Annotated in this window: 12 protein-coding genes; 6 read left to right on the top strand and 6 right to left on the bottom strand. The window is 65.0% G+C overall.

Annotated elements, in window-relative coordinates:
- Window positions 1-61: 61 nt before the first annotated feature.
- Window positions 62-823, top strand: coding sequence for an Abi family protein (locus QQM37_RS13790; RefSeq protein WP_285728201.1), 762 nt, complete (start codon window positions 62-64; stop codon window positions 821-823).
- Window positions 824-969: 146 nt separating this feature from the next.
- On the opposite strand, the gene QQM37_RS13795 is transcribed toward QQM37_RS13790, so the two are convergent.
- Together QQM37_RS13795 and QQM37_RS13800 are read right to left on the bottom strand one after the other, a co-directional pair.
- Entirely contained in the window at window positions 970-1,200 is a 231-nt protein-coding gene (locus QQM37_RS13795) for a DUF4190 domain-containing protein (protein WP_285728191.1), read from the bottom strand.
- Entirely contained in the window at window positions 1,197-1,658 is a 462-nt protein-coding gene (locus QQM37_RS13800; protein WP_285728192.1) for a hypothetical protein, read from the bottom strand. Before QQM37_RS13800 ends, QQM37_RS13795 begins: the two co-directional genes overlap by 4 nt.
- Before the next feature lie 88 nt (window positions 1,659-1,746).
- Here QQM37_RS13800 and QQM37_RS13805 point away from each other — a divergent pair, with 88 nt between their 5' ends.
- Window positions 1,747-3,072, top strand: coding sequence for a threonine/serine exporter family protein (locus QQM37_RS13805; RefSeq protein ID WP_285728193.1), 1,326 nt, complete (start codon window positions 1,747-1,749; stop codon window positions 3,070-3,072).
- A 35-nt stretch (window positions 3,073-3,107) separates the two neighbouring features.
- Here the strand turns inward: QQM37_RS13805 and QQM37_RS13810 are convergent, their stop codons facing one another.
- The gene (locus QQM37_RS13810; RefSeq protein ID WP_285728194.1) at window positions 3,108-3,662 is read right to left on the bottom strand and encodes a GNAT family N-acetyltransferase; all 555 of its coding nucleotides are present in this window, start codon (window positions 3,660-3,662) and stop codon (window positions 3,108-3,110) included.
- The gene (locus tag QQM37_RS13815; protein WP_285728195.1) at window positions 3,659-4,216 is read right to left on the bottom strand and encodes a hypothetical protein; all 558 of its coding nucleotides are present in this window, start codon (window positions 4,214-4,216) and stop codon (window positions 3,659-3,661) included. Before QQM37_RS13815 ends, QQM37_RS13810 begins: the two co-directional genes overlap by 4 nt.
- Window positions 4,217-4,321: 105 nt before the next feature.
- Between QQM37_RS13815 and QQM37_RS13820 the strand changes: the two genes are divergently transcribed.
- Together QQM37_RS13820 and QQM37_RS13825 are read left to right on the top strand one after the other, a co-directional pair.
- Window positions 4,322-5,119 carry an AzlC family ABC transporter permease gene (locus tag QQM37_RS13820; RefSeq protein ID WP_285728196.1) on the top strand — a complete coding sequence of 266 codons (798 nt, stop codon included), beginning with the start codon at window positions 4,322-4,324 and terminating at the stop codon, window positions 5,117-5,119.
- Window positions 5,116-5,427 carry an AzlD domain-containing protein gene (locus QQM37_RS13825; RefSeq protein ID WP_285728197.1) on the top strand — a complete coding sequence of 104 codons (312 nt, stop codon included), beginning with the start codon at window positions 5,116-5,118 and terminating at the stop codon, window positions 5,425-5,427. Before QQM37_RS13820 ends, QQM37_RS13825 begins: the two co-directional genes overlap by 4 nt.
- Window positions 5,428-5,526: 99 nt before the next feature.
- Here QQM37_RS13825 and QQM37_RS13830 read toward each other — a convergent pair whose 3' ends face one another.
- Together QQM37_RS13830 and QQM37_RS13835 are read right to left on the bottom strand one after the other, a co-directional pair.
- Complete coding sequence (locus QQM37_RS13830; protein WP_285728202.1) at window positions 5,527-7,311, bottom strand: S53 family peptidase; 1,785 nt, start codon at window positions 7,309-7,311, stop codon at window positions 5,527-5,529.
- Window positions 7,312-7,437 carry a hypothetical protein gene (locus QQM37_RS13835; protein ID WP_285728198.1) on the bottom strand — a complete coding sequence of 42 codons (126 nt, stop codon included), beginning with the start codon at window positions 7,435-7,437 and terminating at the stop codon, window positions 7,312-7,314. It lies immediately after the preceding gene.
- A 299-nt stretch (window positions 7,438-7,736) separates the two neighbouring features.
- On the opposite strand from QQM37_RS13835, the gene QQM37_RS13840 reads away from it, so the two are divergent.
- Together QQM37_RS13840 and QQM37_RS13845 are read left to right on the top strand one after the other, a co-directional pair.
- Window positions 7,737-13,700, top strand: a complete 5,964-nt coding sequence (locus QQM37_RS13840) for a DUF11 domain-containing protein (protein ID WP_285728199.1) — start codon at window positions 7,737-7,739, stop codon at window positions 13,698-13,700.
- A 424-nt stretch (window positions 13,701-14,124) separates the two neighbouring features.
- Window positions 14,125-15,211 (top strand): choice-of-anchor A family protein (locus tag QQM37_RS13845; RefSeq protein ID WP_285728200.1); only part of this gene is annotated, 1,087 nt, incomplete at its 3' end.

Consider the following 15,211-nt stretch of genomic DNA (forward strand, 5'->3'; position numbering starts at 1 on the left):
ATGATCAGATCGACAAGCTCATCGCACGCGGGTCCTGAACAGGTATCGCGGAGGTACCTGGATCGAAGACGCTGCTCGGCTCCTCAACTTCGACCGCGAACTTCGGCTACTCGTGCTCGACGGAGTTGAGCGGATCGAGATTGCGTTGCGCACCCAGATCGGCCACACGGCCGGACGAGTCGGGCCGTTCGCTCACCAAGCCGCCTCCACGTTCGTCTCAGCTTTCACCGAACCGCACAGCGACGCGAGGACAGGGCTAGCCTTGCCCAGCCGACTGGACGGCTGGCTTGCTCGTGTCCAAGAGCGCCGAGACAGCCCCGATGAGGCGTTCGTCGGGCATATCCGGGCGAAGTACGACGATCAGATGCCCATCTGGGCCCTCACAGAACTGCTTGAGCTTGGACATCTCTCGCGTCTGTATGCCGGTCTGCGAAACGACCTCGCGACCGAGATTGCCACGACTTTCGATGTACCGACGAAGCGACTGATGGAGAGTTGGATCGCGACGATCAACTACGTCAGAAACATCGCAGCCCACCACGCACGGCTCTTCAACCGCAAGCTCGTCACAGCACCGAAACGACCGAAGTCGGGCCAGGTGCGACTCCTGGCCCACCTCAGCGAGTCCGACCCTCCGAAACAGTTCGGTTCCTGCAACGCGCTCGCTGTGATGGCTTATCTCCTGTCCACGATCGATCCAGGCGGTGATTGGGCGTTACGCGTCGCAGCACATCTGCGAGCATTCCCGACGAACGCGGTCCTTGACCTTGGATGGATGGATGTCGCTCCGGGCTGGCTTGGCGAGGACCTCTGGCGTACGTGACTGCGCCCATGTTGAGTCGAGTTACCGTGTCTTCTCCCACACCGCCATCCGGCTCACCTCGAACCGCCGGGCGATGGACATGGCTTTGGCTTCGCCTCGCTGGTTCCGTCACCGCGCTGATGCAGCTTGGGGAGCGTCGCACAGCCTTAGCGGTGCGGAATCATCAGGAACATGCCCACGACCACAAGCAGGATGATCACCAACCCGAGGACGGTGGCGATCCAGCCGATGATGACGGCGGCGAGTGCGAGGCCGTGGCCGTCCTGGCCGGTCTGCCTGATCTGGTTCAGTGCGACATAGCCCATGATGAGGCCGATGACGCTGCTGAAAAAGACGACAACCAGCGAGGCAATAGCGAGGCCGTTGGTACCGCTCATCGGGGGAAGCGCCTGGCCGGGCTGTGGGAGCAGGCCAGGCTTCTGGACAACTCTATGACGCCGATGACGGCAGCGGGAAGGATGATTCCGAGAATGAGGACGGCGATCCGGCCCGCATCGGCGGATGGGATCAGCATTCCGGGGATCGCCAGTAGCGCGGGAAGTGTGAAAATGAGCGTCATCCGTGGAAGACCTCGCAGTGTGATCCAGCCAGCAATCAGGGCGAAGATAGCTAGCGCCAGGAAGATACCGAAGGCGGGACGCCAGGCGCTCATCATGAGCGATGTGGTCGGCAGAAGCCCGGGGCCCGGCGTGTGGAGATCTTGATTGCGGTTCACCAGATCGAACGACGTCACGAGACAGAAGAGTCCGATGACGAGCAGGATGATCCCCAGGGGTTTGGAGCCGCTTTTCTGAGAGCCGGTCTGGGAAACGTCTGAGTTGACGTTGAGGGTCACGAGTGCATCTCCAGCATTGGGGATAGTCTTCCGTTTAGTCTATCTAAGGAGCGGGTTTCAACCACACCACACGCTTTAGGATCAACCCATGCAGTCAGCCGCACACTCTGGCCAGGACAGGCCCCGGCATGGTGAGCCCGCCGGGCAGCAGGAAGCCCTCCCAGCAGCCGACGTCCGAGCCCGGCTCGAGTTCCTCTCGACGCTCGGCCACGGCCTCCTCGAATCGGGTGAGACGACCGGGCAGACGGAGCGCTCCCTCAGGAACTACGGGCACAAACTCGGTCTGCAGAACCTGGTGCTCAACTCCTTCGGCCGAATGCTCCTGCTGGAAGCAGCAACGGCCGATGGCGGCACCGTCTCGATCTCCGGAGCCGCCCGCTCTCTCGACGCCATCGACTGCACCCGGTCACGGGAACTGAACCGCGTCGCCTACCAGGCGGTAGCGGGAGAACACTCCCAGCAGACAGACACCGGAAACCGCCTGGCCTCGGCGACCCTTGCGGTGCAAAGGCTCCGCGACACGGTCACCCCGTGGTGGGTGGTGGCCCTGGGGCTGGTGCTCCTCGCGTTCTTCATCAGCATGCAGATCGGCGTCAGCTGGCAGGCCTGGGTATCCGCAGCACTGGCACAGGCAGTCACCTCCGCCATGGGACTCGCGATCAGCCCTCTGAAACTGCCGAAGGTATTCGCGATCGCCCTCCAGGCCTCGGCAGCCGGAGCTTTCGCCACCGTGCTGGTGCAACTCGGCTTCGTCGACCCCGTCGGTGCAGCGGCCGCCATCGCCGTCAACTGGCTCCTTCTGCTCCCTCTCCCGCAACTCATCGGCGCGGTCACCGACGCCATCGATGCCGACTACCTCTCCTCACTGACCCGGATTGCGAGCGTCGTGGTCGCTGCGGGCGGCATCGGCATCGGTGGTGCGCTGACCTTCACCCTGGGCCAGGTGCTGGGCATGGCACACCCCAAGCTCGACGCCCTGCCCAGCCTGCCCTGGTACCTCGTCCTGGTGTTCTCGGCCCTGGGCGCAGCAGCCAACGCTTTCGCCAACGGAGGCAGGCTGTCGCTCGTCCGCCCCGCCATCGTGCTGGGGCTCATCACGGCCGCGGTGAACCAGGCGCTCTTGCACCTCGTCGGCCTGCCGCCCGTCTGGGCCAGTTCGCTCTCCGCCATCGTGCTCGGGCTGCTGAGCGCCGTACTGGTGGTGCGCACCGGCTATCCCGCTCAGGCCCTCGCCCTGATGGGCATCACTGGCGCCCTGCTGCCCGGTATCCCGGTGTTCTTCGGGATTCTCCAGGAGATGGGTGGCGGGTCAGGTCTTGAGCAGTTCGGCACGGCCGCTGCCGTCTGCATTGGAATCGGTGCTGGCGTGGCGCTTGGCGTTCACCTCTCCAGAATGGCGCGGAAGGAGCGCTGACCGGGCAGTGCCTCGCGTCGAGCTGAAGCACAGAGCTAAGAGGTCGAGTCGATGCCCGGCAGAAGCGCCTGTTCCATCACGAAGTCGTGCTCCACGGAACTGCCCAGGCGAAAGGTCTTGGTCCCGACTTTCTGGAAGCCGCTCTTTTGGTAGAAACGAATCGCCCGGGCATTCTCGCTGTTGACGCCCAGCCACACGGCAGCCGCGCCGGATTCTGCTGCCCAGCTCAGGCTGGCTTTCATGAGGCCCGATGCCGCACCCAGCCCATGGTGGTCCGGGTGGACGTAGCATTTGCTCAGCTCCACCGACGGGAGCTTGGTCAACGCTGCGGCAACCTGTGGATCCGCAGCGGGCCGGTTGACCAGGAGGCTGTAACCGCGCAGTTCGCCCGCGGCATCGATGACCAGAATGACGATGTCCGGATCCGCCAGACATTCCGTGAACTTCTCCACACTCAATACCGCGTGCAGATGTGCGGCGATGTCCTCGGCAGCAGAACCCGGCGGGCAGGCGAGCGGGAAGGTGATGGCGGCCAGCTCGGCCAGCCGGGCGGCATCGAACGCTGTGGCCTGGCGGATATTCTGCGTCACAGGGCACCTACGCCCGGGACCTGAGGCTGCAACAAATCCGCCGCCTGACCTGCGGGCCGGTGCCAGTCGGCATCGAACGATGCGAGACTCACCTCAGGGCCAGCGGAGGTAGCACCGGCGACGGTGAGCGTGAACGAAGAGACGCCGCCATCCTCCCTGAGGTTCACCTGACGGACGGTCACGGTTCCCCGGTAGGCCCGGGAGCCCGCGCCCGCACCTGCCTCCCACCACTGCTGCTGCGCAGCGCCTTCCCACCGCCCATCCCGGACAGCCGAGGCATACCCGGCCCAGAAACCCGCGGGGAGCAGCAACAGAATGATGGTCAACAGGGCGCCGAACCACCAGCCGGGTGTCTCTTCGGTCCACGGCAGCGCGATTGCTCCCAGGCAGACGACGGTCGCAAAGGCAAGGACTGTGGCACTCAGGATGCGAGCGGTCCCGCCCATCCGGCGTGGGAAGAGCAGCACCGCCGGTGGGGCGCTTTCAGCACTGATCGTCGGCAGCAGATGCATAAGGTAGAGCGTGTCCGCACCGAGCGGAACCCTGGACTCCATATGCCGATCGTAGCAAGGCCGGGCTACCCTACGTTGGCCAGGCACTTCGGTAGGGTGGACGGTACAGGCATGCAGCATTGGGTCTTCATGAGGGAAGGGCGCGTCGTGACCTCTCAGCAGCAACCCCAGCCGCTGCGCCGCTCGCCTGCGGTCCGGGTGGGCCTCTCGATCGCCGTCGCCTCGGGGCTGTATGGGATCTCCTTCGGTGCACTGGGCGTCACCTCCGGCCTGAGCGTTCTCCAGACCATGACGCTGAGCCTGTTGATGTTCACGGGAGGCTCGCAGTTCGCATTCATCGGCGTGGTGGCGGGCGGCGGTTCCGGCGCTGCCGCTGCGGCCGCGGCTATGCTGCTGGGCATCCGCAACGGGGTCTATGGAATGCAGCTCAACGCGCTCCTGGCTCCGCGGGGATGGCGGAAACTGGTGGCCGCGCAGCTCACCATCGACGAATCCACCGCTACAGCCACCGGTCAGAGTAGTGACCTCGAACAACAGCGGGGATTCTGGGCAGCCGGGCTTGGCGTGTTCGTTCTCTGGAATGCCTGCACGGCTCTGGGAGCACTGGCCGGCAATGCACTTGGCGATCCGCGCCAGTGGGGGCTCGATGGCGCGGCCGTCGCCGCCTTCCTGGCGCTTCTCTGGCCCCGATTGAAGGGGCGCGAACCGGTCGCCATCGCGGTGGCATGCGCGCTGGTGACCGTGCTGACGGTTCCGGCTCTTCCGCCGGGAGTGCCGATTCTCGTGGCGGCGCTGGCCGCCGCGGTGCTCGGCTGGGTCAGCCATGCGCGCGCGGAGGCGAGCCGCCCGCTGACCATGGAAGGGCTGGAACCGGATGTTGACCCTTACCCCCGGCGCGCTCCCCGGGACAGGCACGATGACGGCCCGGCAGGGGGTGCCGGATGAGCCTCTGGTTCTGGGTGGTGGCGGCCTGTGGCGCTGCCTACGTGACGAAGCTGCTGGGCTACCTGGTGCCCCAGCGCTGGCTGCGGAACGAGCGGATGACCCGGATCGCCGGCACGGTGACCATTGGCCTGCTGGCCGCGCTCACTGCGGTGAACGCCGTAGCGAGCGGTCACGCCCTGACCTTCGATGCGCGGATCGGTGCTCTGGTGGCAGCTGCGGTCGCTCTGGTGCTGAGGGCTCCGTTCCTGGTCGTCGTCCTGGTTGGCGCAGCTGCCGCAGCGGGCCTGCGACTGCTCGGCTGGGGCTGAGAGGCGGTTCGATTCCCCGCGCTGACGTTGAAGCAGCGCACGAAAGGGGGCCCGGTTCACAGCGAACCGGGCCCCTTTCACTGACACGATGGACGTGCTCTACGGTGCCGCGACCCGCCAGCCAGCCCGGGCGCTGCCCCAGCCGGTCTCACTGTCCCACCCAGTGCCGACCTTCAGCGTGGCGTTCGCCGTGTTGAAGGACCGTACCGAGTACAAGTAGCCGCCCGTGGCGTCTAGCCCGTTGGCGAAGTCGACCCGGATCGCTCCGGCATCGATGCCCGCCCCCGTCACATCGTGGAATCCCGTGTGGTTGGCGTAGATCCCAGGGTTCAGCAACCCCAGCCCGTGGCCGCTGGCCTGAATCTTCAGCGCCGTCATGCCCGCGAACACCGGTGACGCAAGACTGGTGCCACCGATCCGGAACGTGTCGTAGGCGGCGGTCCCAGTGAAGTTCTGCGTCTGGCCGATCAGCATGCCGGTGGTCGGGTCCGCATCCATGGAGACATCGGGCAGCGCACGGCCGCCGTTCGGGCTGTGGATGCCCGCGGCAATCTGGTAATCCGGCTCCGCGATATTGGACGAGTAACCGCCGCCACCGCCGTACTGGAACGGTGCAACAGCAGTCCAGGCACCGTTCTTGACCGTGTACTTGGTGGTCTGCCAGCCAGTTTCACCCACGATGCCGGCTGGCGTGATGGCGGTGGAGGTACCACCGACACCGGTCACATACGGGTCAGAGGCCGGGTAGTCGGTCTGCGGTGAGCCGACAGCCGGAGCCTCGTCGCCGGCATCGCCCGTGGAGAAGACGTAGCTGATGCCTTCCACGCCACCCTGCAGGAACGCTGCTTCGTAAGCCTGCAGCAGGGCTGGCTTCACCACGTCGCCCACGCCACCCCAGGAGTTCGTCACGATCGTTGCAACACCCTCGTCATTGATCCGGCTGAAGGTGTCCAGCAGATCGGCGTCCTGGCAGCTCGCCCCCGCGTAATAGCGGATGTTGGCGGCCGGCGCCATGGCGTGCACCGCCTCGACATCGAGCGTCTCTTCGCCATACCAGCCGTTGGCACCGCACTGCTTCGGTGACTTGTTGCTGTTCACCTGGGTGAAGGCATGGGGCAGATTCTGGCTGAACTGGCCGGGCGCGAAGGGTTGATCCCCGGTATCGATCGCATAGCGGTTGGCATCCGCTTCCACCGTGGGGGAGGCATAAGCATCGGTGATCGCCACGGTCACACCGCGTCCACTGAGTCCAGCAGCCGCGCCCGCCTCGTAGGCATTACGCAATTGCGGCCCGGTGTATCCACACGGGGAGTAGGGGAGCGTCGCACCCTTGAACTGCGGCAGGACCGTGCCATCCGGTGTCGGAAGCGTCGTTGGGTTCGCGTCTCCATACCAATGCGAACAGACCGCCGAGTTGCGGTAGCCGTCGCTGGGCGGGGCGGGCTTCTGCGTTCGCGGTTCCACGATGGAGATGGTGGTGTCCAGACCGGAGACCGCGATGACGGACGCGGACATGGACGCGGGCAGACTCGCCGGCCCGGTGGGCGCCTGGACGCTGAGCCCGTCATGGCTGAAGTTCGAGAGGGTGACGCCGAAAGCCTTGTTGGCCGCACCGACCGAGCCGGTCACGTCCAGATAGCGGTGGTTCGCATCCTCACTGATGCTCAGACCCGCTGCATTCAGCCAGCTTGCCACAGCACTGACCGTGGCGGCGCTCGGATCAAACTGTGCGTGATACTGCGCCGGGGTGAGGTACTGATGGCTGTTGGAGGCTGCTGTTGCTGCGGCCTTCAGGGCATCCAGGCCACCGTTGGGAGCCAGGTAGACGCGTGCAGACACAGGGGCGTTTGAGGCGGTCGGGCCGAGGTTCTTGCCGTGGGCCAGTCAGCCCGGCGTGGAATTCGGAATCGGTGAGGGAGCGGGCGCAGCGCTGGCGGTACTCGCCCCGGCGAGCGTGACCGCCACGGCGGCGACCACCACCATCGATACTGCAAGGAGGTGTTTGCGCATTCCAGGATCTCCTGACGTTGGCAATGGCCGGTGACGATTGTCGGTTGGCCGATGGATCAACGCTAAGACGAAGCGTTGCCGGCGGCAATGGTGCGCTGAGGAACCGCTGATCTTCAGCAGAGTTGTTCACAAACCGCTTTCACCCCAGCATCTCTGTCTTTCACTCGAAGTGAGTGATACTTTTCGATTCATCGACTCGTAGCCTGAGGGGGACTGGCACATTATGTGGTGCCTGGTGCACGCCCTTGGGAGAGACTTCAATGGAATACACGCCGCGGCATGGACGTCCGCATCAAAGGTTGGCACTCGTTGGGGGCGAGCGATGGCGGCAGCTGGCCGTCCTGATTACGGTGCCATTGACGGTAATCTCCCTGGTCCTGGGGATTGCCGCACCGGTCTCTGCCGCGGGTAGTGCGCAGGTCACCGTGAACGTCGTGGCTGTGGACGCCGCGACGGGCACCCCGATCAGTTCCGTGACGTCATCGCAGGCTCCACGGCGGATCGCTTATGCGGTCGACTTCTCCTGTGTGAGCGCGAACTGCGATGGCGCGACGGTGAAATTCGATCCGACACAGCTGGATCCGAGCTACAACACCAGGCTGCTGTTCAAGACGGGCTTCACACCGCCGGTGGGCGTCGCTGCCTCGCTGTCCGGCTCGGACGGAGCCGGCTGGACCGTGAACCTGGGCAACCTGCTCGCGGGTCAGTCCGGCCAGTTCACGCTGGAGTACGGATGGCAGGGACCCAACAACTCCTTCGATCCGAACGCCTGGACGTACGCGATCTTCCCGGACGGATTCCAGATCGCGCAGACGGTGCATGCGGCGGCCTCGACCGCGTCGGTGGTGCACGACGCGACGACGCAGCCGGTGACGTGGCACATTCCGCTTCCGAATCCGATGATCGCTGGTACCGACCTGGCCACCCCAGGTTCGGGCTACTTCACCACCGACACGAACATCTCCTACCGGGTGCACATGGCCACCGGCTGTAAGAGCGATGGCGACAACGTCACCTATGACTACCAGTGCTCGACGGCGTTCACGGTGACGAACCAGCTGCCGAAGGGGGCGGTGTTCGTCGCTGCTGAGGGCAATCCGATCGTCACGGGCGACCCGTCGACAGGCCTCATCCTGACCTGGAACAGCGCGGGGACCTCCTTCTATGGGTGGGCTGGTTACGCGCCGTGGGTCAACTTCAAGTTCCCGCGGGCCAACGTCGCTCCCGCAGGGCAGTCCTGCAACTTCACGACCTCGTTCATGGGGCCGTCCGGGACGGTGGACACAACCTACATCACTTTGCCGGGGACGACAGCAACCCAGAAATCGGCCAGCTTTGCACCCGCGGGCCCGTTCCCGCTGAAGTGTTCGGACCCGTTCCCGCGCGCGGAGATGGACCCGAAGCAGTCCACCTATGACGGGGCCTGGCGTCCCACCACAGCGGATGCCACGGTGGTGATTCCGACCTCCGGCGCGAACCTGAAGCAGTGGCAGGTCACCGTCGCGAACACGGCGAACATTTGGGGTGTGGCGACGGTGATGGATAACACCCTGGATCTCCCCGACCTACCGGTATATCAGATCGCGGCGCCCAGCGGTTCGACGATCGTGTGGACGGCGACGGATGGCACGACGACCCAGTCAGGTACGTCCACCACCACGGCGAATGCACCCGCGGGGTTCCGGTTCGTGACGTCGACGGTGACGTCGCCCCGACTTGCTCCGCCGAACACCATCCCGGACGAGCACTATCGGACCACGTTCACGGTCGCTTACCGGTACAAGGTGACCCCGGATGCGACGAACCCGACCTTCCGTCGTATCAACAGGGCCTCAGCGACCATGTCGTGGCCCGACAACCCGCAGTTCCCGGATACGGTGCTCGGGCCGACCTCGGGTGCCGTCACGCTGATCGCGCCGTTCGGGAAGATCGACGCAGCGAAGGGCGCGTACATGTCGGACGGCGCTGGCAGCGCGGTCGGAGGAACAACCGGCCCGTCAGGCGCGGTTGACCTCACGATCCCGACCGCGAACCGGGCGTTCTGGTGGAACGCCTGGGTCTACAACGAGGGCAACGCTCCCGCGATCGCGTCCGTCACCGATAACGGCCTGAACGACCCGGACCTCCCGATCACGTCGATCACCGCGCTGACCTGGTCCCAGGGCGGCGGCTGCTGTGGTGGAATCAATGCGAACTGGCAGTACACCCTGGACGACGGCACGGCTGGGACCGCGTCGAACGTGCAGCAGATCAGCGCGCCCACCGGGCGGCGGTTCGCCACGGTCACGGCGACCACGGTCACGCCGATCACGGGCGGTTCGACGGTGCCGGGTGACGGCGGCTGGAACAGCTTCGTCCTGAGCGCGAGCGGTTTGCTGGGCCCGACCGCCACCCCCGATACGCTGCACAAGAACTCGTTCACGGGATCTCTTGACTACTCCAGTTTCAGTGTGCCGAACCTCACGACGGGTGCCACGGCCACGGTGCATCTGGTGGGGCCGAGTCCGGTGGTCGGCGCTGCCTTCGGCCCGACGCAGGTCGCGGGCGGTGCAACCCAGGCGACCCCGACGACGGATGTGACGTTCACGCTGGGCGGCGGAACTCAGCAGGTGCCGCTCACACGTGACATCACCCCGGAGTACGTGTTCATGGCGCCGGCCGGGTGGAACATCACTCCCGGCTCCGCATCGTTCCCGGCAGGCGCCGTGCCGCCCGGCGTGCAGTTCCAGTACCGCACAGTGACCGTGAGCGGCGTCGTGCGGCAGGTCGTGGTCGCGACCTGGCCGGCCGGGACGTTCTTCGGGAAGAACTCGGGACTGCCGTTCCTGTCGGTGATCACGCGGCCGGGACCGGGGGTCGCCGCGGGAACGGCAGGCACGCCGCGTGGGTTCATCACGAACACCGCGGCACCCCAGGCCGGTGACCAGTTCAGCAACGAGTTCACCGATACCCCGGACATCGACGGCAACCCGGCGACGACCAGGTTCAGCGAGACGGCCCCCTCCGGTAGCGTTCCGGTCGGCGCTGTCGCCGCCATGCAGGTGCTGACGGAGATCTGCTTCCCTGACGCGACTCAAGCTGATGGATGTCGCTGGTATGCGGATTCGAGCAACAAGGTGGGGGTGGCCCCGAACACGACGGCCATCAAGTACCGCCTCACGGTCACGAACACCGGCAACAAGACCCTCTCCGATGTCGTCGGCTACGACGTGCTGCCCTACGTCGGCGACACTGGAACGAGTGACCCCACGGCAAGCACTCCGAGAGGATCGACGTTCCGCGAGACCCTGCAGTCGGTGACCGCTCCAACTAATCTCGCTGTCGCGACCTATTCAGCGGTCACGCAACCGTGCCGACCCGAGGTTTCGTCGCTCACACCCCCGAACTGTACGAACGACTGGGGCCCGACGGTCGTCGGAGCGAACGCCATCCGACTCGCTCGCGCGGGGTCGCTGGCGCCAGGAGAATCCTTCTCGATGCAGTACACGGCCGCGGTGGCCGGGAACCCGTCCAATGGGGCAATCGCCTGCAGCTCCTTCGCCGTGAAGGCGACCGGGCTCTCCCTGGCCTCAGAACCGGCCCCAGTCTGTGCCTCGATCGAGGAGGCGGACCTGCAAATCGTCGCAGGCACCCCGCAGCTACAGGTGGGCCGCCCCGGTGTGCTTCCGTGGACCGTCACGAACCTGGGCGGTGCGCCGTCCACTCAGGGCGAGGTCAAGGTCACCATCCCCTCGGGACTCCAGGTAACCTCCTTCACTCCGGCCGGGTGGGTCTGCACTGCGGTGGACGGCAGCAACGCCCCGGTCTACGGCACGGCAATCGGTCCAGCGACTCTGACCTGCGTACCGAACAATCCGCTGCTGAAGAACGTCTCCCAGCAGTTGACTATCCCGGCCCAGGCGACCGCTGCAACGGCGCTGGCCATCCCCGCACACGTCTCCGGGCGGATGTATGACTCGAACCTCAGCAACAACGATGCGCAGATGAGCGTGACCCCGGTGGCTGCAGCCTCGGGTATCGGGATCACGAAGACGGACGGTGTGAGCACCGCGAAACCCGGCGACACTCTGACCTACACGATCACCGTCACGAACCCGCTGGCCTTCGAAACGCTCAAGGCCACGACGCTGGTGGACACCCTGCCGCCGCAGCTGACCTTCGTTTCCGCGTCCGATGGCGGCACTGCGTCCAGCGGGGTCGTCACCTGGGCCCTGCCTGACCTGGCGCCGAATGCATCCATCAGCCGCACGGTGACAGTCACCGTGCCGTCCACGATCAGCCTGGCTCAGTTGACCAACGGTGCCACCGTGACGGCCCCAGATCCGGCCAACGCAAACCAGACCCTGACCGGCTCGGCCACCGATGTCGATACCGTGATCACGAATCCCGCGATCACCCTGAAGAAGTCGGTGTCCTTGGGGACGTTCGCGGCGGTGGGTGAGGTGCTCAGCTACAGCTTCGCGCTGAAGAACACCGGGGATGTGACGCTGAACGGCGTTGCGCTGACCGATCCCTTGGCAGGTCTGAGCGCTCCTGCACTGACCTGGCCGGGCGCCGCCGGAGTCCTCGCTCCAGGGCAGACCGCCACTGGCACCGCCACCTACACGGTGACACAGGCAGACCTCGACCGTGGGCGGATTGACAACACGGCCACGGTGACAGGCAACCCTCCTGCGGGGAACCCGGTCACGGCGTCATCGAGCGCTGCGGTGACCAGCACGGCCATGCCGCACCTGCACCTGACCAAGGCGGCGGCGGGCACCGTGACGAAGGCGGGGGACGCTATCACCTACACCTTCACCGTGCTCAATGATGGGCCGGTCTCGCTGATGAACGTCACCGTGACTGACCCGCTGCCGGGCCTCTCAACGCTGAGCTACACCTGGCCGGGAGCCGCCGGGGAACTTGCTCCCGGGCAGTCCGCGACGGCGACCGCCACCTATCAGGTGACCCAGGCCGACGTCGATCGCAGCAGCGTCGACAATACTGCGACCGCCACCGGGCTGACTCCGTATGGTGTTCAGGCCGAGCCGGTCATAGCATCGGCGTCTGTGCCGATCACTCCTGCTCCGGCGATTACCGTGAAGAAGTCGGCGGATCGCGAGACAGTGGGCAAAGCTGGCGACGTGATCAACTACTCCTTCCTGGTCACGAACACCGGTAACGTGACCCTGAGCGGCATCGGCGTCGATGAGACCGCGTTCTCGGGCAAGGGCACGCTGCCGCAGGCGGTCTGCCCAGCAGACACTCTCGCACCGGGGGCCAGCGAGACTTGCGTGACGAGCTACCCCGTGACGCAAGCCGACATCGACGCCTCTGCGGTCTCCAATACAGCGGTCGCTCACGGGTTTGCGCCGCGCGGGGAGGTGCCGATCCGATCTCTTGAATCAACGGTCACTGTGACGGCGCCGATGGACCCGTCGCTGACCCTGGTGAAGTCTGCTGACCTGTCGAATGCCACCCAGTTCGTGGTCGGTAAAGTGATCACGTACTCGTTCGTAGTGACGAACACGGGCAACGTGACCTTGACCAACCTGGGCGTGGACGAAGGGCAATTCACGGGATCAAAGACCTTGGCTGGAGTGGTCTGCCCGCCCGGGGCAGCTTCGCTGGCACCCGGTGCGCAGCTGGTCTGCACCACGAGCTACACAGTGACGCAGGCCGATGTCGATCAGCGAGGGATCACGAATACCGCGACGGCACACGGCACACCGCCGCGCGCCGAGGGCTCGATCTCCTCGAAGCCGTCCACCGTGATTCTTCCCGGTGAGGTCAAGCCCGCGCTGAGTCTGGTGAAGACTCCCAGTGTGCCGAAGGTGACCGATGCCGGCCAGATCATCACCTACACCTTCACGGTTACCAACACCGGCAATGTATCCGTTGCCGGTCCGGGCGTCGCAGAAGGCAGTTTCACTGGGCGAGGCACCCTGGGCAGCGTGGCCTGTCCGACGACGCCCACGGTGCTGCTGCCGGGCCAAACCCTGGTCTGCACCGCTACCTACACCGTGGTAGACAGCGACCTGACCGGCAACGATCTGGTAAACACCGCCACCGCGACGGGCAGCGCTCCTGACGGTTCACCGGTATCGTCCGCGCCGTCATCGGCCCGGGTGGCTACCATGGCCCCGCCGCTGGCCATCACCGGTGCCAGCAATCCGTGGAGCATCGCAGCCCTCGGGGCACTGCTTCTCCTGACGGGGTTCCTGCTGGTGGGGGCTGGGCGTCGTCGTCGCAATCGGAGTCGCTGGTCGGTCACTCGCTGAGCAGTCAGGAGAGTCTGAGGACGTGCGATGATTCGCAGTAAAAAGTAAGCGGGGGTCGTGGCCGAGAACGTCGGCTACGACCCCCGCTTTTTCGTTGGTGAATGCCGGGTCAGTCGTCTAATTCGTTCAGTGATTTTTCACTTCAATCGTGGGATGTGATGGTCGGGCCTGTCGGGCAAAACTGGATGCGGATTGGTGTGTCAAGGCACGATCGAGAGCTGTTCGCTCCGTAGGCCGATCCGGCATTCCTCCCCGGGGGCAATCCGCGAATCAACGTGGCTGCGCTTCGGTTGGACAATGACTGCCACCACGAAAGCATCATGACAGTAGTCGGCTCTGGTTGACGGAAAGACAGATGGAATCAATGAGAATACAAAAGCCCGTAGCCGGGCTATTGGGAGCGGTTGTCGCCATAGGTGCTCTGATGCTTCCCATCACCACAGCCACTCCCGCGCAGGCAACCGAGAAGATGTGTGTGCCGACCTCGGGAGTCGGGTCCGTTCACAACCTCAACCCAGAGCAGCCGCAACCTGTCGATGAGAACGTGAACGTCTACGTGGGCGGCAACTTTACGCGCCAGGTAGGCGCAGAGCTCGAAGGTAAACTCGCGGTAAACGGCAACGCTCTCTTTGGCGGAAATCTCCGCTATGACATGGGCTACGCGGGCGCAGGTTCTGGGATCATCCCCGTCGCAGGGGCCGACATCGTGGCGGTCGGCGGATCCATCACCATCAACGGCACTTCCCAGATCTCGGTGGGTACACGCGCGGCCGCGGACACCAGCCCTCTTCCAGGCAACGTCAAAGCGGGTGGCAGCATCACACCCCTGTCTAGTGTCTCTGTGCTTCCTGGCGCGACGGTCAACTCAAACCTCGGCCGTGTTGCCGCGTTGGGATCGCCGCTAGCGGATTGGCCGAACAACAATTTCTCCGTACTGAGTGACTTTGCGCAGAGCAACGACAACGGCACGGCGGGAACCTACGCCATTGTGGGCGGAGAACTGGTATTGACGGGTATGCCGGGCGCAACCCGCCACGTCATCCAAATCCCCGGTTCGTTACTTACCGGCCAGCCGCTGACGCTCCGTCTCGTCAATATCGCCCCGACGGATATTCTTGTCATTAAGGTGACGGGGGCCAGCGCTGATGTCCGGATCAGCGACACATTCGTGGGCGCGAGCCAGACACCGGTGCTGATGGGATCCGTTGAGTTCGGACAGCGAGCTTCCCGGATGTTGTGGTCCTTCCCAACAGCCACGTCGGTGACATTCGGTGGTGCCCAGCCTCCGGGATCGATCCTGGTCCCGACCGTTGGTTCTTCGACGACAATTGTCAGTGCTGGGACCAATGGGCGCGTATGGGTGGCAGGAGATCTGATCCAGAATGCTGCAGGCGGCGAGTTCCACGCTTTCCCGTTCCTTGGTAACCCGGACTCCACCTGTGGTCAGCCGCCGGTCCCTCGGTCAGTTGCTCCGGTTGTATCGATTGGTGATTATGTGTGGATTGACGCGA

This window comes from Psychromicrobium xiongbiense (genome assembly GCF_030271165.1).
GTDB lineage: Bacteria > Actinomycetota > Actinomycetes > Actinomycetales > Micrococcaceae > Renibacterium > Renibacterium xiongbiense.